We start from the raw sequence: 24,200 nt of genomic DNA, 5'->3' as shown, positions 1-24,200 counted from the left end.
AGCGGGGCGGAGAGCGTAGCCGCTCCGCCCGGAGGCTCAAGTGTTTTGTTGAAGTGTCGCGGATCGGGCCGCCGCGTCAATGGCTTTCGGCCCGATTTCTCACGATATGAGGCAGTTAAGCCTCCAGCATCCGACGCAGAAGCTCTGCATCCTCGGCGATCTGGCTATCGACGGCCATGAGCTCTTCAATTTTGCGAACGCCGTGCAGGATCGTGGTGTGATCGCGACGGCCCAGTTTCCGGCCGATCTCGGGCAGCGAGCGGGTCGTCAGCGTCTTGCAAAGATACATCGCCATCTGCCGGGGGCGCGCATTGTTCCGGGCCCGGCTGGGGCCGAGCAGGTCGGCTTGCCGGATATGGTAATGCTCGCAGACTTTCTTGATGATCTCATCCATCGTCACCTTGCGGTCGGTGGCACGCAGGATGTCTGACAAACATTCCTGGGTCAGATCCATGGTGATCTCGGAACCAATCAGATCGGCAAAGGCAAAGAGCCGGGTCAGCGCGCCTTCAAGCACGCGGACATTGGTCGAGATGCGATGGGCGACAAACTCCAACACGCCGGGCGCGATCTGCAGGTTCGGATAGCGCTCGCGATAGGCCTCGGCCTTGGTTTGCAAGATGCCCAAGCGCAGCTCGTAGTCGGTTGGATGCAAATCGACCACCAAGCCGCAGGCCAGGCGCGAGGCGATCCGGTTGTCGAGATCTTCCATGTCGACGGGCGCGCGGTCACCGGAGATGACGATTTGCTTGCCCATTTCGATCAAAGCATTGAAAGTATGGAAGAATTCTTCCTGGGTCGAGTTCTTGCCGGAGATGAATTGGACATCATCCACCATCAGCACATCGACCGAGCGGAACATTTCCTTGAAGCCCATGGTGTCCTTCTCGCGCAGCGCGCGGACGAAGCGATACATGAACTGTTCGGCGGAGAGGTAGAGAATGCGCAGCTGCGGCTGCCGGGTGCGCAACTCCCAAGCGATGGCATGCATCAGGTGGGTCTTCCCGAGGCCGACCCCGCCATAGAGAAAGAGCGGGTTGAACGAGACCGGGCCGCCTTCGGCCACGCGGCGCGCGGCGGCATGGGCCAGCTCATTGGGCTTGCCCACAACGAAGGCATCGAAGGTGAAGTTCGGGTTGAGCGAGGCGTTTGGCAGTCCGTTGTTTTCGGTTGGCGCCGCGCCATTGAGCGCGTGTCCATTGGGAGCTTTCTCAGACGGGTCTGCATTTGGGGCGGTGTTGGCGTTACCAGCGGCGGCGCCGGCGGCGGGGTCCACATCGAATTCTATCCGATCGGCCCCAATGCCGGCGGAGATCAAATGGCGAAGGATCACATCGCCAAAATTCTGTGAGACCCAAGAGCCGATGAACTTTGCTGGCACGAGAAATCGCACGGTGCCGTCTTCAAAACTGTCAAAAATAATCGGTTCTATCCAAGCTGAAAAATTATTCTTCCCAATGGACTTCATCAATTCGCTGCGGACATGTCCCCAAGTCTCATTCGTCATTTTGTACCCGTCGTTCTTTTTATCTCGGATCGCTGCCAAGCCAATCCTCAGGCCTCCCAAACGGTCAGCCACGGTTATGAGTTCACGTGTGACAAGATCGACCTGGGTGCCCAACGGCGGCATTGATGTAAAACACATCATGCCCAGCCACCGGAGAGGCGAAGGACGCGGCCGACCCGAAAAGGCGCCAGCCAAGCGCCACAGCGTTGCTATCTGACCCACCCTTGGTTTGCCCAAGGTTAGCGCCAAAACAGCACCACTTAGACGCGGTGCGGGTATTGAGACATTTCTGGCCGCGCCACCGGGAAAGCATCATCGCTTCCCATGTCGCACGGCGACATATCAGACCAACCGACAAGTGCCCGTTCGGTTGTTGTCTTCATGTCGATGGTGGTGACCCCGTCGGTGAGTTTAACGCTCACCCATGTATCATTTGGCCGTAGCTTTTTGATACACGAACCGCGGTCCGTGCCCATCCGTTCTGTCCCCCCAGACAATCTGAATCACTGGGGTAAGCTAGCGGGACTCACGCGCGTCTCGCAACATCTCTTCGTTCTTGACTCTGTCCATTCCAGCAATCGAATCTCGGTGGGGGAATTTAGCCCTTTGATCCGGCGTCATATTTTTGAAACAAAAAAAAGCGCCCCAGTTGGAGCGCCTTTAAAATAAGGAAGTATTGAGACCGCCGCTTAGGCACCCAGGGCTTTCACACGGGCAGAAAGGCGCGACATTTTTCGAGCAACGGTGTTCTTGTGCAACACCCCTTTGGTGACGCCGCGCATCAGTTCGGGCTGAGCTTCGCGCAGCGCCGATTGGGCTGCCGCTTGGTCACCGGAGGCGATGGCCTCTTCGACTTTGCGGAGATAGGTGCGGATGCGCGAACGGCGGGCTTTGTTGATGGCGAAGCGACGCTCGTTCTGGCGGGCGCGTTTCTTGGCTTGAGGCGAATTTGCCATGTCGGTTTCCCTTCGGATGGGTCTGTTCAAATGTCGAGCGCATTGCGAGACCGCGCCCCGGGTTTTGCGAACCGGGCAAATCTGGCCAAAGCGGGCCTCACGCGCATGTATCGGCGCCGTTTAAGGGATTCGGGCCGGGAAGGAAAGCCCCTTTGGCGCGGCGGTCCTGTATCCTAACGCGGAGCCGATTTCCTCTAGGGCTCCCGATGGCGGTCGCTCATTTGTCGCGGAACTGCGCCTCGCGTTTTTCGAGGAACGCGGCCATGCCTTCTTTCTGGTCTTCGGTGGCAAAGAGCGCATGGAACAGGCGGCGTTCAAAGAGCAACCCTTCGCGGAGCGTCGTCTCATAGCTGCGGTTCACCGCTTCTTTCACCGCCATCGCCGTCAATGCGGATTTCTCGGCGATTTTCGCCGCCGCGCCCATCGCCTCTTCCATCAGTTTCTTGGCCGGCACGACGCGCGAGACGAGGCCGGATCGCTCGGCTTCCTCGGCTGTCATGAAGCGCCCGGTCAGATGCATATCCATCGATTTCGATTTGCCGACGAACCGGGTCAGGCGCTGCGTCCCGCCAATCCCGGCAACCACGCCGAGATTGATCTCTGGCTGACCGAATTTCGCCGTATCCGCCGCGATGATGAAGTCGCACATCATCGCCAACTCGCAGCCGCCGCCAAGTGCATAGCCCGCCACGGCGGCGATGATCGGTTTGCGGCATTTCAGGAGTTGCTCAACATCTTCGCCGAAGAGATCGCTGGTGAAGGCTTCGACAAATGTCTTCTCCGACATCTCTTTGATATCGGCCCCTGCGGCAAAGGCCTTGTCGGACCCGGTCAGCACGACCACCCGCACCTTATCATTCTGTTCTGCCGCTTTCAGAGCCTTCGACAATTCGCCCAGCACTTGGCTGTTCAGCGCATTCATTGCGTCGGGGCGGTTTAGTTTGATCAGTGCGATATGGTCTTCGATCTCGACGATCAGGGTCTCGTAAGCCATGTGGGGGCGGGCCCTCGATTGTTGAACTTCAGGCCGTAGGGTTAGCAGCCTGACCCGGGGGTTCAAGCTATCTTTGGCATGACGCGCAGTAAAAGCTGGATCGGCCCGATTGCACAATTCGGCGGATTTCCCCCTGACATCCGGGGGTTGGGCAAGGTGCGCCTTCGCGGTCATAGACCCGAAAACTATGTTGAAAATAGCCCAACTCTCCGTCGGCTTGCCGGTAATCGCGCAGCGAAGAGCCTCCTGCCTCAATCGCCTCGGAAATCACATCGCGGATCACCGGCACCAGCTTGGCGATGCGGTGCCGCGAGAGATTCCCGGCCAGGCGTTTGGGGGAGATCCCGGCTCGGTGTAGCGCTTCGCAGACATAGATATTGCCAAGCCCCGCGATGATCCGCTGATCCAGAAGCGCTGTCTTCATCGGGGTTCTGCGTCCGGCCAGGCGGTCCGCGAGATAGCTTTCATTAAACGCATTGCTCAACGGCTCCGGCCCAAGATTGGCAATCAGCCAATGATCGTCCACATGCGCCGTCGGGGTCAGATCCATCGCGCCGAACCGCCGGGCATCGTTGAATGTGACCCGCGCGCCGGTCGCCATATCGATCACCACGTGGTCGTGTTTCTCCGGGGCCGGATGCACGTGGTGGAACTGCCCCGGCATATCGCGGCCAGCCACGCCGGAGATCAGCATCCGCCCTGACATACCCAGATGGATGATCAGTGTCTCTGCGGTATCAAGATCGGCCAGGATATATTTCGACCGTCGTCGAAGCGCCGTTACCGTCGCGCCGGTCAGCCGGGCGCCCATGTTCTCTGGCAAGGGCCAGCGTAGATCGGGCCGCCGCGCCTCTGCCTTGGCGATCCGGACGCCCTCCATGACGGGGGCCAACCCGCGACGCACTGTCTCGACCTCTGGAAGTTCTGGCAAAGCGGGCTTTCCTTGTCATAGCAGGGCGGTGTATCCGCGTGGGCGCGGCCTTCTCTTTGAAGGACACCAAGACCAGGAGGGCAAGAGCCCATGAGCGAGAAAGACACCCGCACCACCCATTTCGGTTTTCAAACTGTGGGCGAAAAGGACAAGGCGGGCATGGTCCACGGTGTCTTCACCAATGTCGCCTCGCGCTATGATGTGATGAATGATGTCATGTCGGTTGGCATCCACCGGGTCTGGAAAGACGCGATGATGGATTGGCTGGCTCCGCGCGATGGCCAAGCCTTGCTGGATGTGGCCGGCGGCACGGGCGATATCGCGTTTCGGTTTCTGAAACGGGCGCCTGGAGCCGGGGCAACCGTGCTCGATATGACGGAATCAATGCTGGTCGAGGGGCAGAAACGTGCCGAGGCGGCGCATCTGGCCGAAAAACTGAGCTGGGTTGTCGGCGATGCGATGGCGCTCCCCTTCGAGGCCAACACCTTCGACGTTTACACGATCAGTTTTGGCATTCGGAATGTCACGCGCATTCCCGATGCGTTGTCCGAGGCGTTCCGAGTGCTGAAACCCGGCGGGCGGCTGATGGTGTTGGAGTTCAGCCAACTGCCGAATGACGGGCTACAGAAGCTCTATGATCTCTACTCTTTCAACGTGATCCCGCGCATGGGGCAAGCGATCGCCAATGATCGGGATAGTTATCAATATCTGGTCGAATCGATCCGCAAATTTCCGGAACAAGAGGTGTTTGCCGAGATGATTCGCACCGCCGGGTTTGAGCAGGTGAAATACCGCAATCTCAGCATGGGCATCGCCGCGCTGCATTCGGGGTGGAAGCTCTAGGTGCGCGGTCCTCACAATATTTGGCGGGTGATCCGCACGGGCGCGACGTTCGAAAGAACGGGCGCGATGCGCGTGGCACTGGAAGCGATGGATGCGCCGCGCAGTTTGCGGATCGCGGCGCGGATCTTGGGCTGGCCATTCAAATGGCTGGGGCTGAAAGGCGATATCAACCTGCCGCCGGTGACCCGCGCGCTTACCGCGCTGGGGCCGGCCTATATCAAATTTGGTCAGATCCTGTCGACACGGCCCGATGTGGTGGGTGGCGATCTGGCGACGCAACTTCGCGTGTTGCAAGACAAGCTGCCGCCCTTTCCGACCGAGCGCGCCAAACGGGTCGTCGCCTCCGAGTTGGAAATGCCGGTTGAGGTGCTGTTTTCGGAGTTTTCCGACCCTGTTGCGGCGGCTTCGATCGCCCAGGTGCATCGGGCGCGATTGGCCGAAACGGGGCACGAGGTAGCTGTCAAAGTGCTTCGCCCGAATATCGAGCGGGCGTTTCGCAAGGATATCGATGCGTTTTACTTGATTGCATGGTTGGTCGAGACTCTCTCGCCCGCCTCTCGGCGCTTGCGACCCAACGATGTGGTCGCTCATTTCGAAGGCGTCGTGCTGCGCGAGCTGGACCTGCGGATCGAGGCAGCGGCGGCCGGCGAATTTGCCGCCAATACGGCCAAGGACGAAGGGTTTCATGTGCCGTCGGTCGAATGGTTCTTGTGTTCGCGACAGGTGATGACGTTGGGTTGGGCCAATGGCATCCCTTACGGTGAAGCCGAAGAGGTGATCGCGGCCGGGCATGACAACAAGGCCATTGCAGCGCGCACCTTGCAGATGTTCTTGACCCATGCCCTGCGGGACGGGTTTTTCCATGCGGATATGCATCAGGGGAACCTGAAAGTCGGGCCGACCGGTGAGATCGTCGCGCTCGATTTTGGGATTATGGGGCGGTTGGATGAGTACACCCGCCGGGTCTATGCCGAAATCTTGATGGGATTCATCCGCAAGGATTATCGGCGCGTTGCGGAGGTGCATTTCGAGGCCGGCTATGTCCCTGCCGACCGGGATATTGACGAGTTTGCCCAAGCCTTGCGTTCCGTTGGGGAGCCGATTTTCGGCATGGATGCCAGCCGGATTTCGATGGCGCGATTGCTCGCGTATTTGTTTGATGTCACCGAACAATTCGGGATGGAGACCCGCACCGAGTTGATCTTGTTGCAGCGCACGATGGTGGTGGTCGAAGGCGTGGCGCGGTCGCTGGATCCGAATATCAATATCTGGGATGTCGCCCGGCCCGTCGTCGAGGATTACATCACCCGGAACATCGGACCGAAAGCACTGCTCACCGATTTGTTCCGCACGGCACGCGTTCTCTCCCGTTTTGGCCCGCGTCTGCCGCAACTGGCCGAAGCGGCCTTGATGGCGCAAAGCAATCCGAAACCTGAACCCGAGCCGTCACGTTGGCGCGACCGTGTTCTCTATGTGCTTTTCGGGCTGGCTATTGGTATCGGGCTGGCGATTCTGGCAACACAACTCTGACCTGATCACGGGTTGCGGATACCTTGGACCAAATCGGCGCGAATGCTGACGCCACCCGGCATATTGAGCCAGGTCTCGCCGTCGCGGATCAACGCCTCTTCAACCCGGGCATAGACCTGAGCCGGGCGTTCTTCGAGCAATGTCTCTCCGTCATAAGCCTCGGCGGTGAAGCTATAGACACCCTCAGGGAAAGGCTGACCATCGGCGTCGACACCTGCCCAGGCAAAGGGTTCTTCACTAACGGTAAGGTTAATCCGCTGCATCTCTTCGCCCGCTTCATTGCGAACCACGAGTTCCATCCGGTCGGCCAGATTGTGGGGAGGGGCGGCCATCGTGATCGGGGTGCCGGCAAAGGCCGCAGGCATCTCGGCGCGCGCATCCATCCCGACCCAACCGGCGAGTTGCCCCATGCTCATCAGGTTCATCCCTGACTGCAGCCCGCTCAGCAGTTCATTGGTGCGCACTTGTTGTTCGACGCCCGAAAAGGTCGCGAGTTGCGTGGCGAAATCGGTCGATTCCATCGGATTTAACGGATCCTGGTTCTCCATCTGCGTGGTCAGCATGGTCAAAAAGGTCTGGAAATCCGCCGACACGATGGAATCGTCCGCTGTCGCGTCGTTTCGGTTGGCCGACGAGGTCTGGGCGCGTTGTTGAGTCGATTGAATGGCGTCCATATAGGAGGCTCCTCTTTAGAGTCTCAGATCCAGGGCACCGTTATGCTGGCGCGTTTGTTGTTGGATCGAGGATGTTGGATCGGTGACGGTGCTCGGATCGTCCGTTGCTACTGTTTGGTGGCTAGATTGCGGCAGGTTAGGATTTTCTTCACCACCAGAGAAACTGAACGCGGTGCCGCCCAGCCCGGCGCGGCTGAACTCTTGCGAAAGGAGATCCATATGACGGCGCATGAGGTCGAGCGTTTCAGGGCGATCTGCGGTGATCGAGAGGGTGAGAGCCCCTTCCACAAGACTGAACACCATACGGACCCGGCCCAGTTCTGGCGGATCAAGGGCGATCTCCGTCGGCTGATCGCGAAGCGCCGAATTTGACTGGGCCTGCATCGCGGCAGCCATCTGCGCGGCCGCGTTCTGAGCCATCGCGGGCGTTGCGGCAGGTAGACCGATCACCTGTGCTTTGGCGGACGCCGCGCCTGTGCCAAGTTGCGGCGGGAGGTCAGAGTCTGCGAAGGCTTTGTCTCCCATCAAGGGGTCGAGTTGTCCGGCAGGTGTCGCCAATCCTTCGTTTGAGACTGTGCCCCAAGAGGAACGGTTTGCCGGAAGGTGATGCCCGGTCTGCCCGGCATTGATCGTGGCGGAATGTGGACTGAAAGCTGTCTGCGTTATGTCCATGGTCTGGCGTGATGTGGGCGACGTTCCCTCGCGATATGTTTGCGACGATGATGCCGCCTGCACTGTCGGAGGCCCTGTTGGTGACGTGGAAGCCTGGGCACCTTGTGTCGCTATCGACACCGATTTCGGGGTCACCGCAAGCGACGGCTCGGCTTTCTGAGAGGGCGAATTTTTGCACGCCATCCCGTCGCCAGCAACCTTTTGCGCCCCGCCCCCGGGCGGTGATGCCGTCTTGCCGGGAGTACCAACGAGATGGTTCATCGTGCCTGGGGTGCTGGCTTTCGAGGCGGCGGCGCCATTGGCGACGGGCTGCGCGGTGCTATCGGACCGTGTCGCGGGCGAGTTGGGCATTTCGACCGGCGGTTTCGTGGTCGATGTGGTGTTCCGTTTGGGATCACTTGGTGCTGCTGTGTCGTCTGCCGAATTGGATTTGGCGAGAGGCAGTGTTTGATTGGCTGCGGCCTGTTGTCCGGCTGAGTCGCCTGAGCCTCCCGCGATGGCGCCATGTTTTGTAGAAGCCGCCTTCGCGCCGGGCAGTGTCAGCGCGCTTTGAGCCTCGACCGCTTTCGACTGACCGGCCCCCCCAACGAGGCTCATGCCGACCGCCTCCTCGTTTTGCAGAGACTCCACATCGTTGGAGAGTGTCGCGCCGTCGGTTGCCACCGGCTCATTTTGCCCCGCTTGTTCCTGGGGCGAGGTTTCAGCGATATCTCCCTGTTCGCTCGAACGGCTGCGCTCCACGAGGGTCGCGCGCGATTCGTGCTGGTTTGAGGTCGGCTTTTGCGTCGACTCCAAGACGCGCAAGAACGCCTCCCCATTGGGGTTTGGACTGTTTGATGTCTCTGGGCCGGTCGCGCGCGTTTGGGCAGCGGGGCCAGCGGATATCTGCGAAGGATGCATGTTCTATGCGGTCCTATTTGGGTCATGTTGTGAGGATCATCGCGGTTCGGCCTTACCAATTCTTTACTCGGATCGGTCATCATGGTCCGGAAATACATCGAATTGATTGCATCCCCATGAGCACACCCACCGTCCAGATCCCTTCCAGCCGCGTCGTCACGTTGTCGCCGTCTCTCCCATCCGAGCAGGAGGAGCAACTGCGCCAAGCTGCCCAAGATCTGGAGGCGAGCTTCTTGTCGGAAATGCTGAAACAAGCCCGGTTTGGAGAAACGCGTGGGGCGTTCGGAGGCGGGGCCGGAGAAGAGCAGTTTTCTTCTTTTTTGCGTATGGAACATGCCCGTCATATGGCGGCTGCCGGAGGGGTCGGATTGGCCGAAAACCTCTTTCGATCGCTGGTTGCGCGCGCGCATGAGAATGGAGGAGGCCAATGAGTGTCGCGGATCATGTGAAGTCGGTGACCAAACACCTCGGACGTCAGGCTGATGACCTTCGTCGTGGTGATCTGGCGCATTTGGTTAAAATGGCTCCGGTCCTCACGCGTGCGATGGACACGCTGAGCCGCGCACCGGTCGAGAGCGGCGATGAAGAGCATTTGTTGAACCTTCGGCAAACGGCTGAACACAATACGCAGCTCATCGCGGCGGCGCTTCGTGGGATCAAGGCCGCGCGGGCCGTTTTGGAGCAAGCATCACCGGCCAGTTTCACAGGCTATGATGCACTTGGCCGCTCTTCCGAGATCGGGGCGACGCGCCCGCGCGTAGAGCGGCGCAGTTGAGATCGAACTCTTCGGCGTTTGCCTAAAATGCACAAGAAACAGTGCGATATATTAGGAGCTTATTAGCGCTTTGCCCGAATGGTTGTCCTGCACCAACCGGTGGCGTGATCTGGTCAATGACTGGATCGCATACGTCAGAAAGACGTTCCGCATTGCCCGCGAGGGCATTCGACAACCCCGGCGCAAAACATGCGCCATGAACGCAAAAGGAAGGGCAAGATATGTCCAGTATTCTGACGAACAACAGTGCAATGGTTGCACTGCAAACGCTCAAAGCGGTTAACACAAATCTGCAAACGGTGCAGGGCGAGATCTCCACGGGTAAATCGGTCGCTTCGGCCAAAGACAACGCTGCGGTCTGGGCGATTTCCAAGGTGATGGAATCCGATGTGAAGGGGTTCCAAGCGATTTCGGACAGCTTGGGCTTGGGTGAATCCTCTGTGGCTTTGGCGCGGAACGCCGCCGAAAGTGTTACGGATCTGCTGATCGAGATTAAGGGTAAGATCGTTGACTCGCAGGAGGAAAACGTCGACCGCAACAAGATTCAAGACGACATTGATGCCCTGCGCGACCAGATCAACTCGGTCGTTGGTGCGGCACAGTTTAACGGCTTGAACCTGGTCTCCGGTACGGAGGATGTGAAGATTCTCTCATCGCTCGATCGCTCCGGTAGCAATACGGTCAACGCATCGAACATTACGATCAACCGACAGGATTTGGGCACAGCTGCTGGGACAAATGGCGTTGGAACCGGGGGTACAGATTTGTCCGGTCAAATCCTGGATGCCGCCAGCGGTTCAGCTTATGGCGGCGGCACTCTGTCCGCCGCTGGCAACACGGCCGTGATCGAGTTCGCTCAGACAAACGGCTGGGACGCTGGCGATGCGACGACCATCAACGTTGCCGGTTTGAGCGTTACCTACACGTCGGCAGCCGCAGACCAGACTGAGACGCAAGCGCGAGATGCGCTTTTGACCAGTTTGCAAGCGCTGGATCTTGAGGATGTCACCTTCGCGTCGGGCGGTACAGACCAGATCGTTATTACGTCGACACGGTCCTTTGACAGCCTTGATATCGGCGTCAGCGACTCTGTCGTAGGTGGCGACGGTAACTCCTATATCCAATCGATCAACGCGGTTGCAACCGGGAACACCACCACAGATACGGGCACGGTGGAGCAACGTGCAGAGGAGATCTTTTTTTCGACCTCTGCTGTCGTTGCGGAAGGAAATAGCTACCAAGCTTCGGTTGGGGGGGCAGCTTATTTCTATACCGCTGGCAAAGGTGAGACCTTTGAAGATGTTGCACGCGGCTTGAAAACCGCAATCGACAGCGCTGGTTTGACCGGTGTGTCGACACAGGTGGCGATCGATCCGGCCACGGGGCAGGCCAGTTTGAAAATCGACAATAGTGGCGCAGACTTGGTACTCGCCACTGCGGGTATGGACGGCGGCACTGCATCGGGTGGCCTTTTCGGTCTCGGCGCGATTGACGTGACCACCACCGAAGCCGCCAACGCCGCTCTGGATAACATCGAAACGATGATCCAGACGTCGATCGATGCGGCGGCGGCCTTCGGTTCGACTCAAGGACGGATCGAAACTCAGTCGAACTTTGTGGGTCAGTTGATTGACTCCTTGAAGTCCGGGATCGGCACGCTGGTCGATGCGGATATGGAGGAAGCTTCGGCGCGATTGCAGGCTCTTCAGGTGCAGCAGCAGTTGGCGACGCAGTCGCTCTCGATTGCAAACCAGGCCCCACAGAGCATCTTGTCTCTCTTCCGGTAAGACAAACCCCGCCGGGGCCCGTGATGGGCCTCGGCAATCATTGATCTAATGACACTGTCGCCTCCGGAAAGGATTTCCTCGTGAACACATCTCATTTGGCCCATTCAGCATACGGTCAAACAACATCTCCGGTGCGCACTGATCGTGGGATGGAACATGCGATCTTTGAACAGATTAACGCGCGACTGACCCAAGCGTCCAAACCGGGGAGCTCGGTCAAAGAAAAAATCTCGGCGATCCATGACAACCGCCGATTATGGACCCTGTTGGCGTCCGATGTCGCCAGCGAAGACAATCTGTTGCCGCAAGCGCTGAGAGCGCAGATTTTCTTTTTATGTGAGTTCACATTGGCGCACAGCCGCAAGATTCTGAATGATGGCGTTTCGATTGCCCCTCTCATCGAAGTTAACACAGCGGTCATGCGGGGGTTGCGTGGCGAGGCCGGGTCGGCATGAGCGGTCTTGTCTTGAAACTTAGCCCGAAGGAGCGCGTGTTGATCAATGGCGCAGTGATCGAGAATGGTGATCGGCGGTCACGGTTGAGCATCGTAACTCCCAACGCGCATATATTGCGGCTTCGGGATGCCATTCATCCTGACGAGGTCAATACACCGGTTCGGCGGGTCTGTTACATCGCGCAGCTCGTGTTGTCAGGTGATACGGATTTTGAAGTCGCGAAGCTGCAGATCCTCAGAGGTATGGAGCAGTTGAGCCAAGTCTTCACCGATCCCGACAGCCGGGCACAGTTGGCGATGGCGACAGATCATCTGGTCAACGGTCAGACATATCAGGCTTTGAAGTCCCTTCGTAGCTTGTTGCCACGGGAAGACCGCTATCTTGCGGCAAACAAGGCATGACTTACCAACCGGTCATTCCGTCGTCCGGTTATTCTGGCTGGACGTTTCTGAACCGTACGATGGCGGAGCAGTCGGCGGCATTCTCCCAATCCCCGGCGCTTGAGCGAGATATGGAATATTTTCGCGAAAAAATTGGCCAGGTCAAAACTGCCGATGAGCTTGTGAAAGACTACCGGTTGCTGCGTGTCGCGCTTGGGGCCTTTGGGCTACAAGAAGACATTCAGAACAAGGCTTTCATAAAACGTGTTCTCGAAGATGGCGTTGTGGCTGAAGGCGCGTTGGCGAACCGGCTAACTGACAAACGGTATCGGGCGTTTTCTGAAGCCTTTGGATTTGGCACAACCTTGCCACCGAAGACTGGATATCCGGGATTTGCCAATAAGATATTGTCTGGGTTCGAACGCCAAGAGTTCGAGATCGCAGTCGGGGATCAAGACGCAGATATGCGGTTGGCCTTAACCGCTGCCCGGGAACTGCCCGAAATTGCGGCGCGCGGCCTATCGAACGACGCGGCCTGGCTGACCGTTTTGGGCAACCCGCCGCTACGGCGAGTCTTCGAAACCGCCTTTAGCCTGCCGGCAAGCATTGGCGGCATCAGTTTGGACCAACAGCTTACAACATTTCGCGATCGCGCAGATCAGGTCTTGGGTAGCGCCGATCTGTCGCAATTCAGCGACCCAATCGTGACCGAAAACCTCGTTCAGACTTTTCTGAGCCGTGCGTTGATCGCGAATATTGGCGGGGTGAGTACGTCGGCCTCGATCGCGTTGACTCTGCTTCAAGGCGCCGGCTGAAATCGTTGAGCCCTCACGCCTCTTCGGCCAAAAATGTCACTCTGTTCGGCAGTCGCAGGGTATGTTTGAGATGGCTCGCTTTCCGGTTGTTACATCGGCTGGGAAGGACCCGATGCGTAGTCGGTGTCCTTAAGTGATGGTTTCTGGCTCAAGCAGTTTTTGCAGAGATGCGAAAGCTGTGACCGCGCCGCCAGGGCTTTCGGAGGCTAAGAAAGCATCCAGAGCTGGCCAAAGACGAACTGCCGTGTCGGTTACTGGATCATTCCCCTCGGCATAGAGCCCGGCTTGCAGCATCAGCTCGGTCTTATCATAGGCGCCCAAATACCGCCGGACCAATGCAATGAGGCGGTTCTCTTCTTCACTTGCGGCTGCGGGCAAGGACCGCGAGACTGATCGCAAGAGGTTGACCGCCGGATAGCGGCCACGTTCAGCGATCTTACGGTCCAGCACCACATGGCCATCCAAAACGCCTCGCATGACGTCAGCGACCGGTTCCTCCATGTCTGACCCAGCTACGAGGACCGACAGGATCGCCGTGATATCGCCCTGGCCGTGCGCGCCGGGGCCCGCGCGCTCACAAAGAGACATGACCTGCTGCGCCATGGAGGGCGGGAAGCCGCGCAGGCTGGCAGGTTCGCCTGTCGCGGCCGCGACTTCGCGCTGTGCCTCCGCGAACCGTGTGATGGAGTCGGCGAGCATTAAGACATGGGCGCCTTGGTCACGGAAGTATTCCGCAACCGTCATCATCGTCTGCGCTGCGCGCGCCCGCGTAAGTGCCGATCGATCCGATGTTGCCGCCACAACGACCGAACGGGCCAAGCCATCGGGGCCGAGCGTGTCTTCCAAAAAATCTCGCACCTCTCGACCCCGTTCACCAATCAACCCAATGACAACAACATCGGCCGTGACCCCCCGGGCCAGACGCGACAAAAGCTGGGATTTCCCCACGCCGGAACCCGCGAAGAGGCCAATGCGCTGCCCCTGCACAATTGGCAAAACTGTATCGAAAGCCGCGAGGCCAGTGTCGAGCCGTCGGCCCAATCCACGTCGCTCCGTTGGTGGCGGTGGCGCGGCATAAAGCGGGCGTGGTTTCGGGCCGGGAAACAAGGGTCGCCCGTCGATTGGTGCCCCATTTGGATCGACAACGCGGCCGATCCAGTGTTTGCCGGGCGCAATTAGCCGTGGACCCAAGTGGGTCGCCCGCGCGCCCAACCGCAAACCGGCCGCGCTCCCCTCAGCCATGACAAGGCATCCCGCCGGCTCAACTTTGACGACCTCCCCCTGCAGGCCGTCCTCCAATGTCACGACATCACCCAAGGCCGCGACCCGATTCAAACCGATCACCCGAAGGGCATTTGCCGAAACTTCGACGACCTGCCCGACGGAAAACGAGGGGCGGATTTGTTGGATGCGTGCGACCAGGGGGTCAAAAACGTCCTGCGGCATAAGATCTCCTGTCCAGGTGTGGCTGCACTTACCGTTTCTAAAGGAATCACAGTTAAGCCTTGGTGCATGTCCTCGAGGGAGAAACCCCGATGCTCGACAATATCGAGATCTTTGGCCTGGCTCAGGCCCGCGCGCGTCACGCAGCTGCCCGTCAAGCGGTGACGGCCACCAATGTGGCCAATGCCGATACGCCTGGTTATCGCGCGCAAGATATCGCCGCTTTCGAAAGGGTTTTCACCCGCGGCAGCGGCTCGGCGGCGGAGGCCGCTCGCGCCATGCAATTCACCACATTTGATGCCCGTGGCGCCGCGTCTCCCAATGGAAATACCGTATCATTGGAGGCCGAGATGCTGCGCTCTGTCGAAGCTCAGCGCGCCCATAGCCGTGCGCTTACTGTCTATCAATCTGCCCTGACCGTCCTTCGGACGTCTTTGGGTCGTTAGGAGTGATCGGAGAAACCGATGACCGACTTTAGCACTGCCCTCTCTGTCGCTGCCAGCGGTATGCGTAGCCAAACCCATCGCATCCAGCACCTGTCTGAGAATATCGCCAATGCGGACACGCCCGGCTATCGCCGCAAACTGACCAGTTTCGAGGTGGATCGTGGGGCGAGCACGCCTGGTGTCGTTGCGCCGGGTCCGGTGCGGCTGGATCAAACCGCTCTGCCGCAAGTCTATGACCCAAGCCACCCGATGGCAGATCAGAGCGGTCACTATGAAGGATCCAATGTGGATCTGGTGATCGAGTTGGCCGACTCCCGCGAGGCGCAGCGCAGCTATGAGGCCAACCTCAGAATCTTCGACCAAGTTCGACAAATGTCGTCATCACTCAGCGACCTCTTGCGACGCTAAGATAAAGGAATCTTGAGATGGATATTCGCAGTGCACTCGCGGCAAATGGCTATGGCTTGGCGCAAGAGGTGACTCGCCCGGCGCCTGGTCGAGCTCCGGTGCAAAATGATCCAGGCGAAGCGTTTTCCGAAGCGATCCGCAACTTCACGGAAACGGTGCGGAACGGGGAACAGACTGCTCAGGCCGCGCTGACCACTGGGGCCGACCCGCATTCATTGGTCACCGCGCTCGCGCAGACCGAACTGGCCGTGCAAACCGCAGTGACTGTACGCGACCGCGTCGTCGAGGCGTATCAGGAGATATTGAGGATGCCGGTCTGATGGAGGACGTGGTCTTCTATGACACGTTACGCCAAGGTCTGTGGATCTCCGTCGTCATCTCGACGCCGATCCTCTTTGTTGCCCTGATGGCAGGCATCATTGTGGGTTTGTTTCAAGCGTTGACCTCGATCCAGGAACTGACCCTGACCTTCGTGCCTAAACTGGGGGCCATTGTGGCGGTCTTCTGGATCTCAATGGGGTTTATGACCGAAAGCCTCACCTCTTACTTCTCGGATCGCTTGATCCCACTAATCGAGGCGATGTAATGGACAATGCAGTCTACGCCACACTGACCCGCCAGTCGGGGTTACTGCGTGAAATGCAGACAGTGGCAAACAATATCGCGAACATCTCGACGACAGGCTTTCGCGGCGAAGGCGTGATTTTCGCGGAGCATGTGGCCGCGCTTGGTGCGGACCATGATAGCTTGTCCATGGCCGCCGCGGTTGGGCGGCACATCCGGATGGAGCAAGGAGCCCTTGCCCAGACCGGCGGCAGCTTGGACTTCGCGATAGAAGGTGATGGTTTCTTCTTGCTTCAGACCGCCGATGGTGAAGCGCTGACCAGGGCGGGGCATTTTATGCCGAATGCCGAAGGGGAATTGGTGAATGCCGATGGCCAATTCCTGCTGGACGCTGGGGGTGCGCCGATTTTTATCCCGCCGGATGCACGGAGCATTGAATTGGCCAGCGATGGAACGCTCAGTGCTGATGGACGACCGTTAACGGTTCTTGGTCTCTGGCAGCCGATTGATCCAAATGATCTTCGTCATCAGAATGGCGTCCAATTTGTGGCCGAAGGAGGGGCCGAACCTGCCCCGCCCGCCACGCTCCTGCAGGGGTTTCTGGAGGAGAGCAACGTCAACCCGATCGCGCAGATGACCCGCATGATTGAGGTCCAGCGCTCTTACGAGTTGGGCCAGAGTTTTCTCGACAAGGAAGACGAGCGGATGCGTGCCTTCCTGCGCACCGTTGGCGCACGGACATAAGCCAAGATAAGGAGCTGCTGAGATGAGAGCCCTAAACATCGCCGCAACCGGCATGAGCGCACAGCAAATGCGGGTGGAGGTGATCTCCAACAATCTCGCAAATATGAGCACCACGGGCTACAACGCTCGGCGTGCTGAATTCTCCGACCTGCATTACCAACAGATGACCCGCGCTGGCAGCATCAATGCCGCAGATGGGACCATCGTGCCGTCTGGTGTGCAGCTCGGATTGGGGGTGCGCGTCGCCGCTGTGTCGGTCAATCTCGCGCAAGGCAGCTTGTCAGAAACCGGCGGTGACCTCGACGTCGCGATTGAGGGGGCCGGATATCTTGAGGTCACTCTGCCCTCCGGCCTGCCTGCCTATACCCGCGATGGCGGCTTGCAGCGCACCGGCGATGGATTGATCGTCAATGCAGAAGGATACCCGGTCGCGCCTGGCATCACGATCCCAGACGATGCGCGTAGCCTCTCGATCAATGGCGACGGCGAGATCTATGCTTATTTCTCTGATCGGGTCGAACCTGAGTTCCTTGGTCAACTGAGTTTATCGGGCTTTTCCAATGAGCGCGGCTTGGAGGCGATTGGGTCCAACCTTTTCGTGGAAACGGCCGCGTCTGGTCCCGCGATTGTTGGGCAGCCTGGGCAGGACGGGTTGGGAACTCTGCGCCAAGGATATCTAGAGGATAGTTCAGTCGACGCCGTGCGCGAGATCACCGACCTGATCGAAGCGCAGCGCGGATATGAGTTGAACGCCAAAGTGATCACTGCCGCCGATCAGATGCTCAGCGCTACAACGCAAATGCGCTAAAATGATCCGCTTCCTCCTGATCTTGGCTCTCCTCAGTTTGACCGGGCAGGCATGGTCCGAAACCCTGGTCGCCACCGGAACGATCCGCAGCCAGTCGGTGATTGGACCGTCCGATGTGGTGCTGATCGAAGGGCATGTCCCCGGCGCGCTCAGCGATCCGGCGATGGCCATCGGAATGGAGGCGCGGGTAAATCTCTATCCCGGCCGCCCGGTCCGTGCCGCAGATTTGCGGGCACCCGCGGTCGTTGACCGAAATGAAATCATTACGCTGCAATATCATCGAAATGGCCTGCTGATTGTGACCGAAGGCCGAGCGCTTGAACGCGCGGGCGTGGGGGATCGGTTGCGGGTCATAAATTTGGCATCCCGCAATACCGTGACTGGCACGGTTTTATCATCGGGATTGGTCGGGGTCGGAGTGCTGCAATGAAGACGTTAAATATGTCGAAGCCAACTTTCCGTCTTGGTTTCATGGGTGTCTTAGCTGTGGTCCTGGTCGTGTCGGGGTGCAGCAGGCTGCAAAATGTGGGGCAAGCGCCGGAACTCAGTTCGCCTATAAGCGGGAACGAGATCATGGCGATGACGTCTGCGCCGTTTCCCAGGGATGTAGTGTCGGTCGATTTGCGTGATTCTGCGTCTTTGTGGAATGCAGGTCGGCAGTCTCTTTTGGGCGACCGTCGGGCAGAAAATCGCGGCGATATTGTCACCGTTGTCATTGAGATCGATGAAAGCGCCGAGATATCCAACAGCACGGCACGTTCCCGGAGCGGGTCCGAGCGGCTTTCACTCCCTTCCCTTTTCGGGATTCCGCAGCGGATCGACGAGGCACTGCCGGACGGCGCCAACATGGCCGAGGCCGTCGATACCACGTCGTCCAGCAGTTCCGCTGGTGATGGTTCCGTACGCCGGAATGAGGAGCTCACTTTGCGTATCGCAGCGACTGTCACGGGGGTACTTCAAAACGGCGTTCTGCGGATCGAAGGGTCACAAGAAGTCAGAGTGAATTTCGAGATCCGCGAGCTTCTGATTTCCGGCTTCGTGCGGCCAGAAGATATCTCACGGCAAAACGAGATCACCTATGACAAGATCGCGGCGGCGCGCATTTCTTACGGCGGACGGGGGCAAATCACGGATGTGCAACAGCCCCGCTATGGTCAGCAGATCGCAGATATTCTTCTTCCGTTCTGAGATACATCGATGATCCGCATTTTGCTTCCCATTATCTTAATGCTGCTCGGTCTGGGCGGCGGGATCGCTGCCGGTGTGGTGATGGCCGACAGAGGCAATCCCGCAGTAGGAGCGCAAAACCTTGCCCAAGAGTCCATCCCGCCGGATGATCAGTTGGAGTCGCGAGATGGTCGCTCTGCGTCAACCTCTGGCCTCGAGTATGTCCGGCTCAACAATCAGTTCATGATCCCAGTCGTGCGCCATGGCGCGGTCCGTTCGATGGTTGTCCTGTCGCTAACAATTGAAGTGCTGCAGGGGCAAAGCGATGTCGTTTTTCAGAGGGAGCCGCGGTTGCGAGATGCGCTTCTGAGGGTCATGTTCGCGCATGCGAATTCAGGCGGGTTTGATGGCAGCTTCACGTCGTCAAACGCGATGATGCCTCTGCGTGAAGGTCTTCGAGAGGCGGCTGCCGAGGTACTTGGCGATTTGGTCGTGGATGTGCTGATCATTGATATCGGGCGTCAAGACGCCTGATCGTGCAACTGGTCCAATGCCTGTCGGCGCCCCTCGGCCTTTTGTGCAAGCGTCAGCTTCTCAAGTCGTACGGCTTGCCAGGCCGCAAGCTGCTGTAACAGTTGCATACGGCGGCGATGATGCAGGGCTTGTAGGCCTGCGATCACGGCCCCGTCTTGCACAGTAGCAGGTCGAGATAGCATTTGTGCTTGTGCGTCGGCCATCGCTGCCAGTTCGGCTTCGATGATCTGGCACGCCTTCGTTGCCTCGGCCAGTTCTTGGCACGCGCGATCCGCCAACAGGCTCGCTATGCGCGAGAGTTTGACAAGCCTCTGATCTATCTTGCTCATCTGGCGATCGCCGTTTTGGCTTTCTGTCGAATGGTGTCAGCAAAGCGGATGGCGGCGGCGACGGCCTTGAAATGATCGGGCTCAATAGCTGCGCCGATCTCGATGGTGGCGTGGAGCACGCGCGCGGTCGGTGGGTCGTGAAAAATCGGTATGCCATGCTCGGAGGCTCGTTCGCGAATACGCGCGGCGATTTCGTCGACGCCTTTCGCGATACAAATCGGGACGGTGCCCCGCCCACGTTCCCATTTGAGCGCTACGGCATAGTGGGTCGGGTTCACGATCACCACGTCGGCCGTTGGTACATCTTGCAACATCTGGTTCATTGCCAGATCGACACCGCGTTGGCGGCGTTGTTGTTTCATATGAGGGTCGCCCTCGCTTTGCTTGGTTTCATCCATCACCTCCTGCCAGCTCATCCGGTTTTTGCGCTGATGCTCGGCCCATTGCCACAGGTAGTCGACGCCTCCGACACATAATGAGATGAGGAAAACAAAGGCCAAAAACTCGATAATGAGTTGTCCGAGTGCCACCAAGACTTGGCCATCCGAGGCATAGATGGAGGTCAAAATCTTGTCAGATCGGGCCCAGAGAAAAACCGCCAAGAGGACAGAGTAGATAAACAGTTTCGCGCTCGATTTCGCGAATTCAAAGAGTCCATTGGCGCCAAATTTGTTTTTTGCGTTGGATATGAGTGAGATACGCGACAGCTTCAGTTCGAGCTTGGATGGCGAGAAGAGTATGGCGCGTTGTGCGAAAAGTGAGGCGATCAGGAGACCGGTCGGCACTGCGATCATCGTCAATAAGACCGTCATGGTAATGGAGATCATTCCGCCAGACAGACTCGCGCCGCCCGGCGACAGTATCTGCGCGGCAAGGGTGTCTGCTTGGCCGAAGGTAACTTTTGTCAGGTTGCCCAGATCGCTGCCAATTGTCTGCCCAAAGAGGGCCGCACCCAAAAGCATACCGCCATAGATCACCGCTGTGTTGAGATCTGCGGAGCGCACGATCTCTCCCTTTCGGCGCGCCTCTTCCAGTTTCTTCGGCGTCGGGTCATATGGCTTGTCGCCAGGGGGCTGGTCGTCGTTCATTACGGCACAGAAAATGGATCAGAAAGCGCTGCTTCAAAGGCCGCGAACCATAAGGGGAGAATGAACGGCGCGGTGATCAGCAGGAGGAAAAGGCCACCAAACGTGATCGCGGGGGCACCCACAAAAGCCACCATCAGCTGTGGCATGGCTTTGTTGATGACGCCAAGGGCCACATTGTAGAGCAGAGAGGCGATCAGAAACGGCGCAGCGAGCGAAAATGCCAGCGAAAATGTCGCGGCGACCCGTGCAACGCCCCAAGCTGCGGTGTCACCGGCCAAGGGGAAAACACCTGCTGGCAAGATGCTATAAGATTGCAAGAACGTTTCAACTAAGTGGACATGTAGCCCCGACATCACCGCCAGCGTGAGCCCGGCCAACATGAGGAGATTGCTCATTGCCGGCTGCGCTTCTGGCAAAGCTCCACCCATGATTTGCGAAAGCGAGGTGGCTTGAGCCGCGATGACACCCGCGATCTGCAGGCCATGAACCACCAGCCGCAGCGCAATTCCGATTAAGAGGCCGGAGGTGGCTTCGGTGAAGTAAAATCGGGTAGGGGGCATCTCGCCAGGAGTCAAACCCAGCATATCGGCACTAAGAGCTGGCGCGATGATCATGGTAAAGGCCAATGCTGCACCGAGTCGGACGCGGACTGGGATAAATGCTTCGCCGAAGGCAGGAAGGGCAAGGAATGCCGCGCCGACCCTGAGGAAGACAGCAGCCACCAAAGCCAGCCACGTTTGCAATGTGGGAAACAGATCTGCCAGGGCCGCGATCATGGCGCGGCCAGCCCCATCAAAGCTGGCTTTCCATCAAGACCGATCTCTTCGAATGACAGCACGGGATTGGTGATGCCACGCGCCGTAAGAACGGTTCGAACAAATCGCCGTCTGAGGGCCGACGTAACCACGGCGGCATAGGTTCCATTCTCACTCGCACTGGTGACCTTGTCGCCAATGCTTTTGGCGAGGTTGTTAAAAGTCTCCGGTGGCAACGCGATCTCTGGCAGCCCTGCTTCGCCCGGCATCTGGTGTTGTTGGAACACATCCTCCCACTGACCTGCCAGTTGGATTAGTGGGAGGCTGCCATCGGGACGACGCAACTCGGCAATCAGCTGGAAACCGAGGCGTTGGCGGACATGTTCACAGATTAGATCAGGTTGTGGCGTTGCGGGGCGGATTTCGGCGATCGCTTCTAGGATGAGCGGCAGATTGCGGATTGAGACTTGTTCGGCCAGTAGCAGCCGCAGAACAGCATGCAGAAGATCCAACGGAACTTTGTCCGGGATCAACTCTTCCAGCAGACGCCGGTTTTCTTCTGCACGTGCAGGATCGCTTAAGGTTACGAAAGCATCGAGCTGTCGCTGGAGGGCTTTGAAACTTAAGAGGCGTGAGAGGTTGCGCTTGAGAACTTCCAGCAGGTGCGTGGCCAAGACCTCAGATGGTGCCACTGTAGTGAGGCCCAAGAGCGCTACTTGCTCCCGATCAGCGGTTGAGACCCAACGGGCCGGCGCGCCGTAGACCGGTTCGTCGACATCCTGGCCGGGAGGCAGGGTTGCGTCACCATCGCCTTTCAGAACGAGGATGCCGTTTGTGTCCAGCCAGTCAGTCGCGTGTTCGACGCCTTGTATACGAATCGCATAGGTGCCCGGCGATAGGTCGGCTCGATCCGTCAGGCGCATTTCAGGTAAGATCACGCCGAAGTTGCGCGCCACGTGATCGCGCATATTGCGGATACGCGCATCTAGCCCCGTCGCAGGATCAAGCGCGAGGCTAACCAGATCGGGTGCAAATTCGACATGGATTTCATCAAGGTCGAGTACATCTCCGATCTTCTCTTCTGCCGGAGCCTCTGTTGCTTTGTCGCCTTGGGATGGTTCGGCCCGAGAGGCGCGCCGCATTGCCGAGAATTTCAATGCCGCTGCGGTCCCGAGGGCCGCGGCGCCGATCAGAAACGGCAGGAAAGGTAGCCCCGGGACCAGGGCGAACACCGCCATCAAGACCGCCACAGTGGCAAGCGCAGATGGGTGTTTGCCCAGTTGGCCAACCAAAGCGCTATCGGTTGCGCCCGTTGCGCCGCCGCGGGCCAAAAGCAATGCCGATGCGATGGCAATAATCACAGCTGGAATTTGAGAAACCAGCCCGTCGCCAACCGTCAGGATTGAATACGTTTCAAATGCCTGCCCAAGCGGCATGTCGTGGATCACGGTGCCGATGATCAGGCCCATAACCAGATTGAGAAGGGTAATCAGTAGGCCCGCAATCGCGTCACCTTTGACGAATTTGGAGGCGCCATCAAGAGATCCAAAGAAAGTTGTTTCAGCCTGCTCGCGTTCGCGGCGCTCTTTGGCCTCTGTGTGATCGATGGCGCCGGCTGACATGTCCGCATCAATCGCGAGCTGCTTACCCGGCATGCCATCCAAGGCGAAACGCGCGCCGACCTCAGCCATCCTGGCGGCACCCTTATTGATGACGATGAAATTCACGATCAACAAAACGCCAAAGATCACCAGGCCCATGACGACGCTTCCGCCCATCACGAACATCGCAAAGCCTTCGATCACGCCGCCCGCTGCGGATGTGCCGGTATGGCCTTCGCCAATGATCAACTTCGTCGATGACACATTGAGCGACAGGCGCAGCATCAAAGAGGCCAAGAGGATCGTCGGAAACGAGGAAAAGTCGAGCGGACGCTCGACGAAAAGGGTGACTGTGAAGATCAAGATCGCCAGCCCGAAAGACGCGGCGAGCCCGATGTCCAAAATCCAGGATGGGACGGGCAAGATCATCATCACGATGACCGCCATAAGGGCCAGCGCGAGCAGGATTGTCGGCTGAAAAATGGTCCGCAATGTTGCCATTACATGGCCTCCAGAAGCACACCGGCGTGCTGCACAGTCTGGGGCATGAGCGACCCAAGACCGGTCGGCGGCAGGTTGTTTGAGCGCAGAAGTGGGAAGGTGTTTTCCCGGACAGATTCGTTCAGTCTTCGAGAGGGGGACACGTCGCTCCGCGCGTCTTGACCTGAGGCTAAGGCGGCGTAGTGGCGCCGATAGGTTGTTAGATAGCGCCTGGCATGACGGTCCGTGCGCGAATGATATGCCCCTGCAGCGGCTTCCCAACTGCCAAACTCACCGTGGAGTTCAGCCAAGAACTGCGCCGCATACCTTGCATTAGTCAGCGGGTCGAGCATCATCTGGATCGAGGCGAACTGTGCGCCATGCCAGCGATAATTGATCTGGAAACAACCGACATCAAAGTTGCGCGCGCCGTCTGCGTGACGCGCAAGGATATAGGTTTGGGCCTCTTCACGGCTTTCAAACCAGATGCCTTGGCCTTCCATATTGACGGTCCAAGGCCATGGAGAAACCTGTCCGTTTCGTGTGCGCCCTGTCTCTGTTCGTGAGATCGCCATCAACACTGTGATCGGGACCGCTGTTTCAACCGCGGACTG

30 protein-coding genes are annotated in these 24,200 nt (G+C 58.6%); 18 read left to right on the top strand and 12 right to left on the bottom strand.

The genetic code is table 11. The features are described from left to right. Positions 1–115: 115 nt before the first annotated feature. The 4 genes from dnaA to mutM form a co-directional block, all read right to left on the bottom strand. Positions 116–1,507 carry a chromosomal replication initiator protein DnaA gene (gene dnaA, locus GTF44_RS15530; RefSeq protein ID WP_216365044.1) on the bottom strand — a complete coding sequence of 464 codons (1,392 nt, stop codon included), beginning with the start codon at positions 1,505–1,507 and terminating at the stop codon, positions 116–118. 689 nt (positions 1,508–2,196) lie between these two features. After that, complete coding sequence (rpsT, locus tag GTF44_RS15525; protein WP_145214431.1) at positions 2,197–2,463, bottom strand: 30S ribosomal protein S20; 267 nt, start codon at positions 2,461–2,463, stop codon at positions 2,197–2,199. 217 nt (positions 2,464–2,680) lie between these two features. After that, positions 2,681–3,457 carry an enoyl-CoA hydratase gene (locus tag GTF44_RS15520; RefSeq protein WP_171560172.1) on the bottom strand — a complete coding sequence of 259 codons (777 nt, stop codon included), beginning with the start codon at positions 3,455–3,457 and terminating at the stop codon, positions 2,681–2,683. A gap of 67 nt (positions 3,458–3,524) precedes the next feature. Next, on the bottom strand, positions 3,525–4,388 hold the full coding sequence (mutM, locus tag GTF44_RS15515; protein WP_171560174.1) for a bifunctional DNA-formamidopyrimidine glycosylase/DNA-(apurinic or apyrimidinic site) lyase: 864 nt from the start codon (positions 4,386–4,388) through the stop codon (positions 3,525–3,527). A gap of 90 nt (positions 4,389–4,478) precedes the next feature. Between mutM and ubiE the strand changes: the two genes are divergently transcribed. Together ubiE and ubiB are read left to right on the top strand one after the other, a co-directional pair. Continuing rightward, positions 4,479–5,231, top strand: a complete 753-nt coding sequence (ubiE, locus tag GTF44_RS15510; protein WP_171560176.1) for a bifunctional demethylmenaquinone methyltransferase/2-methoxy-6-polyprenyl-1,4-benzoquinol methylase UbiE — start codon at positions 4,479–4,481, stop codon at positions 5,229–5,231. Further along, entirely contained in the window at positions 5,232–6,761 is a 1,530-nt protein-coding gene (ubiB, locus tag GTF44_RS15505; RefSeq protein ID WP_171560178.1) for a 2-polyprenylphenol 6-hydroxylase, read from the top strand. Between the two features lie 5 nt (positions 6,762–6,766). On the opposite strand, the gene GTF44_RS15500 is transcribed toward ubiB, so the two are convergent. Then, on the bottom strand, positions 6,767–7,435 hold the full coding sequence (locus tag GTF44_RS15500; RefSeq protein WP_171560180.1) for a flagellar hook capping FlgD N-terminal domain-containing protein: 669 nt from the start codon (positions 7,433–7,435) through the stop codon (positions 6,767–6,769). A gap of 15 nt (positions 7,436–7,450) precedes the next feature. Next, positions 7,451–8,107, bottom strand: a complete 657-nt coding sequence (locus GTF44_RS15495; protein WP_171561125.1) for a flagellar hook-length control protein FliK — start codon at positions 8,105–8,107, stop codon at positions 7,451–7,453. Positions 8,108–8,369: 262 nt separating this feature from the next. On the opposite strand from GTF44_RS15495, the gene GTF44_RS15490 reads away from it, so the two are divergent. The 7 genes from GTF44_RS15490 to GTF44_RS15460 all read left to right on the top strand — a co-directional run bounded on the left by GTF44_RS15490 (position 8,370) and on the right by GTF44_RS15460 (position 13,219). Continuing rightward, on the top strand, positions 8,370–8,558 hold the full coding sequence (locus tag GTF44_RS15490) for a hypothetical protein (RefSeq protein ID WP_171561123.1): 189 nt from the start codon (positions 8,370–8,372) through the stop codon (positions 8,556–8,558). Positions 8,559–9,123: 565 nt separating this feature from the next. Beyond that, a complete protein-coding gene (locus GTF44_RS15485; RefSeq protein ID WP_171560183.1) occupies positions 9,124–9,438 on the top strand; it encodes a rod-binding protein in 315 nt (104 codons plus the stop codon). Beyond that, positions 9,435–9,782 (top strand): hypothetical protein, encoded by a 348-nt coding sequence (locus tag GTF44_RS15480; protein ID WP_171560186.1) that lies wholly within the window; start codon positions 9,435–9,437, stop codon positions 9,780–9,782. The genes GTF44_RS15485 and GTF44_RS15480 overlap by 4 nt, the downstream gene beginning before the upstream one ends. A gap of 221 nt (positions 9,783–10,003) precedes the next feature. After that, the gene (locus GTF44_RS15475) at positions 10,004–11,569 is read left to right on the top strand and encodes a flagellin (RefSeq protein ID WP_171560187.1); all 1,566 of its coding nucleotides are present in this window, start codon (positions 10,004–10,006) and stop codon (positions 11,567–11,569) included. Between the two features lie 80 nt (positions 11,570–11,649). Beyond that, entirely contained in the window at positions 11,650–12,024 is a 375-nt protein-coding gene (gene flaF, locus GTF44_RS15470; RefSeq protein WP_367383381.1) for a flagellar biosynthesis regulator FlaF, read from the top strand. After that, positions 12,021–12,425, top strand: a complete 405-nt coding sequence (gene flbT, locus GTF44_RS15465) for a flagellar biosynthesis repressor FlbT (RefSeq protein WP_145214462.1) — start codon at positions 12,021–12,023, stop codon at positions 12,423–12,425. Before flaF ends, flbT begins: the two co-directional genes overlap by 4 nt. Then, complete coding sequence (locus tag GTF44_RS15460; RefSeq protein ID WP_171560189.1) at positions 12,422–13,219, top strand: DUF1217 domain-containing protein; 798 nt, start codon at positions 12,422–12,424, stop codon at positions 13,217–13,219. Before flbT ends, GTF44_RS15460 begins: the two co-directional genes overlap by 4 nt. Positions 13,220–13,348: 129 nt before the next feature. Here the strand turns inward: GTF44_RS15460 and GTF44_RS15455 are convergent, their stop codons facing one another. Further along, complete coding sequence (locus tag GTF44_RS15455) at positions 13,349–14,665, bottom strand: FliI/YscN family ATPase (protein ID WP_171560190.1); 1,317 nt, start codon at positions 14,663–14,665, stop codon at positions 13,349–13,351. A gap of 89 nt (positions 14,666–14,754) precedes the next feature. Here GTF44_RS15455 and GTF44_RS15450 point away from each other — a divergent pair, with 89 nt between their 5' ends. From GTF44_RS15450 to GTF44_RS15410, 9 genes are read left to right on the top strand one after another with little or no spacing between them, the layout of a single operon-like run. Further along, complete coding sequence (locus tag GTF44_RS15450) at positions 14,755–15,108, top strand: FlgB family protein (protein WP_171560192.1); 354 nt, start codon at positions 14,755–14,757, stop codon at positions 15,106–15,108. Positions 15,109–15,126: 18 nt separating this feature from the next. Continuing rightward, positions 15,127–15,516, top strand: a complete 390-nt coding sequence (flgC, locus tag GTF44_RS15445) for a flagellar basal body rod protein FlgC (RefSeq protein WP_171560194.1) — start codon at positions 15,127–15,129, stop codon at positions 15,514–15,516. Positions 15,517–15,533: 17 nt separating this feature from the next. Then, a complete protein-coding gene (gene fliE, locus GTF44_RS15440; protein WP_171560196.1) occupies positions 15,534–15,836 on the top strand; it encodes a flagellar hook-basal body complex protein FliE in 303 nt (100 codons plus the stop codon). Further along, a complete protein-coding gene (locus GTF44_RS15435; protein WP_171560559.1) occupies positions 15,833–16,102 on the top strand; it encodes a flagellar biosynthetic protein FliQ in 270 nt (89 codons plus the stop codon). Before fliE ends, GTF44_RS15435 begins: the two co-directional genes overlap by 4 nt. Beyond that, positions 16,102–16,824 carry a flagellar hook-basal body complex protein gene (locus GTF44_RS15430; RefSeq protein ID WP_171560197.1) on the top strand — a complete coding sequence of 241 codons (723 nt, stop codon included), beginning with the start codon at positions 16,102–16,104 and terminating at the stop codon, positions 16,822–16,824. The genes GTF44_RS15435 and GTF44_RS15430 overlap by 1 nt, the downstream gene beginning before the upstream one ends. A gap of 22 nt (positions 16,825–16,846) precedes the next feature. Continuing rightward, positions 16,847–17,632, top strand: a complete 786-nt coding sequence (gene flgG / locus GTF44_RS15425) for a flagellar basal-body rod protein FlgG (RefSeq protein ID WP_171560199.1) — start codon at positions 16,847–16,849, stop codon at positions 17,630–17,632. Between the two features lies 1 nt (position 17,633). Next, complete coding sequence (gene flgA, locus GTF44_RS15420; protein ID WP_171560200.1) at positions 17,634–18,062, top strand: flagellar basal body P-ring formation chaperone FlgA; 429 nt, start codon at positions 17,634–17,636, stop codon at positions 18,060–18,062. 41 nt (positions 18,063–18,103) lie between these two features. Beyond that, positions 18,104–18,820: a flagellar basal body L-ring protein FlgH gene (flgH, locus tag GTF44_RS15415; RefSeq protein ID WP_171560564.1), complete on the top strand. Its 717-nt coding sequence runs from the start codon at positions 18,104–18,106 to the stop codon at positions 18,818–18,820. A 9-nt stretch (positions 18,821–18,829) separates the two neighbouring features. Continuing rightward, complete coding sequence (locus tag GTF44_RS15410; protein ID WP_171560202.1) at positions 18,830–19,333, top strand: flagellar basal body-associated protein FliL; 504 nt, start codon at positions 18,830–18,832, stop codon at positions 19,331–19,333. On the opposite strand, the gene GTF44_RS15405 is transcribed toward GTF44_RS15410, so the two are convergent. From GTF44_RS15405 to GTF44_RS15385, 5 genes are read right to left on the bottom strand one after another with little or no spacing between them, the layout of a single operon-like run. After that, entirely contained in the window at positions 19,321–19,662 is a 342-nt protein-coding gene (locus GTF44_RS15405; RefSeq protein WP_171560204.1) for a hypothetical protein, read from the bottom strand. The genes GTF44_RS15410 and GTF44_RS15405 overlap by 13 nt on opposite strands. Beyond that, the gene (flhB, locus tag GTF44_RS15400) at positions 19,659–20,750 is read right to left on the bottom strand and encodes a flagellar type III secretion system protein FlhB (protein ID WP_171560206.1); all 1,092 of its coding nucleotides are present in this window, start codon (positions 20,748–20,750) and stop codon (positions 19,659–19,661) included. The genes GTF44_RS15405 and flhB overlap by 4 nt, the downstream gene beginning before the upstream one ends. Then, positions 20,750–21,526, bottom strand: coding sequence for a flagellar biosynthetic protein FliR (locus tag GTF44_RS15395; protein WP_171560208.1), 777 nt, complete (start codon positions 21,524–21,526; stop codon positions 20,750–20,752). The genes flhB and GTF44_RS15395 overlap by 1 nt, the downstream gene beginning before the upstream one ends. After that, positions 21,523–23,607, bottom strand: a complete 2,085-nt coding sequence (gene flhA, locus GTF44_RS15390) for a flagellar biosynthesis protein FlhA (RefSeq protein WP_171560210.1) — start codon at positions 23,605–23,607, stop codon at positions 21,523–21,525. The genes GTF44_RS15395 and flhA overlap by 4 nt, the downstream gene beginning before the upstream one ends. Further along, positions 23,607–24,089 carry a transglycosylase SLT domain-containing protein gene (locus GTF44_RS15385; protein WP_253261229.1) on the bottom strand — a complete coding sequence of 161 codons (483 nt, stop codon included), beginning with the start codon at positions 24,087–24,089 and terminating at the stop codon, positions 23,607–23,609. The genes flhA and GTF44_RS15385 overlap by 1 nt, the downstream gene beginning before the upstream one ends. Positions 24,090–24,200 lie beyond the last annotated feature (111 nt).

It is taken from the genome of Roseobacter sp. HKCCD6576-2 (genome assembly GCF_013179285.1).
Classification (GTDB): domain Bacteria; phylum Pseudomonadota; class Alphaproteobacteria; order Rhodobacterales; family Rhodobacteraceae; genus Rhodophyticola; species Rhodophyticola oceani.
Note: the sequence above shows the minus strand (reverse complement) of the source record. Positions and strands in the feature narration are given on the sequence as shown.

What these genes read in the sequence shown, in the direction of transcription:
- flhB (WP_171560206.1), bottom strand. Translation starts at nt 20,750, where the DNA reads ATGAACGACGACCAGCCCCCTGGCGACAAGCCATATGACCCGACGCCG.
- GTF44_RS15430 (WP_171560197.1), top strand. Translation starts at nt 16,102, where the DNA reads ATGGACAATGCAGTCTACGCCACACTGACCCGCCAGTCGGGGTTACTG.
- GTF44_RS15455 (WP_171560190.1), bottom strand. Translation starts at nt 14,665, where the DNA reads ATGCCGCAGGACGTTTTTGACCCCCTGGTCGCACGCATCCAACAAATC.
- flgA (WP_171560200.1), top strand. Translation starts at nt 17,634, where the DNA reads ATGATCCGCTTCCTCCTGATCTTGGCTCTCCTCAGTTTGACCGGGCAG.
- flgG (WP_171560199.1), top strand. Translation starts at nt 16,847, where the DNA reads ATGAGAGCCCTAAACATCGCCGCAACCGGCATGAGCGCACAGCAAATG.
- fliE (WP_171560196.1), top strand. Translation starts at nt 15,534, where the DNA reads ATGGATATTCGCAGTGCACTCGCGGCAAATGGCTATGGCTTGGCGCAA.
- GTF44_RS15520 (WP_171560172.1), bottom strand. Translation starts at nt 3,457, where the DNA reads ATGGCTTACGAGACCCTGATCGTCGAGATCGAAGACCATATCGCACTG.
- GTF44_RS15485 (WP_171560183.1), top strand. Translation starts at nt 9,124, where the DNA reads ATGAGCACACCCACCGTCCAGATCCCTTCCAGCCGCGTCGTCACGTTG.
- GTF44_RS15460 (WP_171560189.1), top strand. Translation starts at nt 12,422, where the DNA reads ATGACTTACCAACCGGTCATTCCGTCGTCCGGTTATTCTGGCTGGACG.
- GTF44_RS15395 (WP_171560208.1), bottom strand. Translation starts at nt 21,526, where the DNA reads ATGATCGCGGCCCTGGCAGATCTGTTTCCCACATTGCAAACGTGGCTG.
- ubiE (WP_171560176.1), top strand. Translation starts at nt 4,479, where the DNA reads ATGAGCGAGAAAGACACCCGCACCACCCATTTCGGTTTTCAAACTGTG.
- GTF44_RS15495 (WP_171561125.1), bottom strand. Translation starts at nt 8,107, where the DNA reads ATGGACATAACGCAGACAGCTTTCAGTCCACATTCCGCCACGATCAAT.
- GTF44_RS15500 (WP_171560180.1), bottom strand. Translation starts at nt 7,435, where the DNA reads ATGGACGCCATTCAATCGACTCAACAACGCGCCCAGACCTCGTCGGCC.
- flgH (WP_171560564.1), top strand. Translation starts at nt 18,104, where the DNA reads ATGGGTGTCTTAGCTGTGGTCCTGGTCGTGTCGGGGTGCAGCAGGCTG.
- GTF44_RS15450 (WP_171560192.1), top strand. Translation starts at nt 14,755, where the DNA reads ATGCTCGACAATATCGAGATCTTTGGCCTGGCTCAGGCCCGCGCGCGT.
- flbT (WP_145214462.1), top strand. Translation starts at nt 12,021, where the DNA reads ATGAGCGGTCTTGTCTTGAAACTTAGCCCGAAGGAGCGCGTGTTGATC.
- dnaA (WP_216365044.1), bottom strand. Translation starts at nt 1,507, where the DNA reads ATGACGAATGAGACTTGGGGACATGTCCGCAGCGAATTGATGAAGTCC.
- rpsT (WP_145214431.1), bottom strand. Translation starts at nt 2,463, where the DNA reads ATGGCAAATTCGCCTCAAGCCAAGAAACGCGCCCGCCAGAACGAGCGT.
- flhA (WP_171560210.1), bottom strand. Translation starts at nt 23,607, where the DNA reads ATGGCAACATTGCGGACCATTTTTCAGCCGACAATCCTGCTCGCGCTG.
- GTF44_RS15475 (WP_171560187.1), top strand. Translation starts at nt 10,004, where the DNA reads ATGTCCAGTATTCTGACGAACAACAGTGCAATGGTTGCACTGCAAACG.
- GTF44_RS15410 (WP_171560202.1), top strand. Translation starts at nt 18,830, where the DNA reads ATGATCCGCATTTTGCTTCCCATTATCTTAATGCTGCTCGGTCTGGGC.
- GTF44_RS15405 (WP_171560204.1), bottom strand. Translation starts at nt 19,662, where the DNA reads ATGAGCAAGATAGATCAGAGGCTTGTCAAACTCTCGCGCATAGCGAGC.
- GTF44_RS15480 (WP_171560186.1), top strand. Translation starts at nt 9,435, where the DNA reads ATGAGTGTCGCGGATCATGTGAAGTCGGTGACCAAACACCTCGGACGT.
- GTF44_RS15385 (WP_253261229.1), bottom strand. Translation starts at nt 24,089, where the DNA reads ATGGAAGGCCAAGGCATCTGGTTTGAAAGCCGTGAAGAGGCCCAAACC.
- flgC (WP_171560194.1), top strand. Translation starts at nt 15,127, where the DNA reads ATGACCGACTTTAGCACTGCCCTCTCTGTCGCTGCCAGCGGTATGCGT.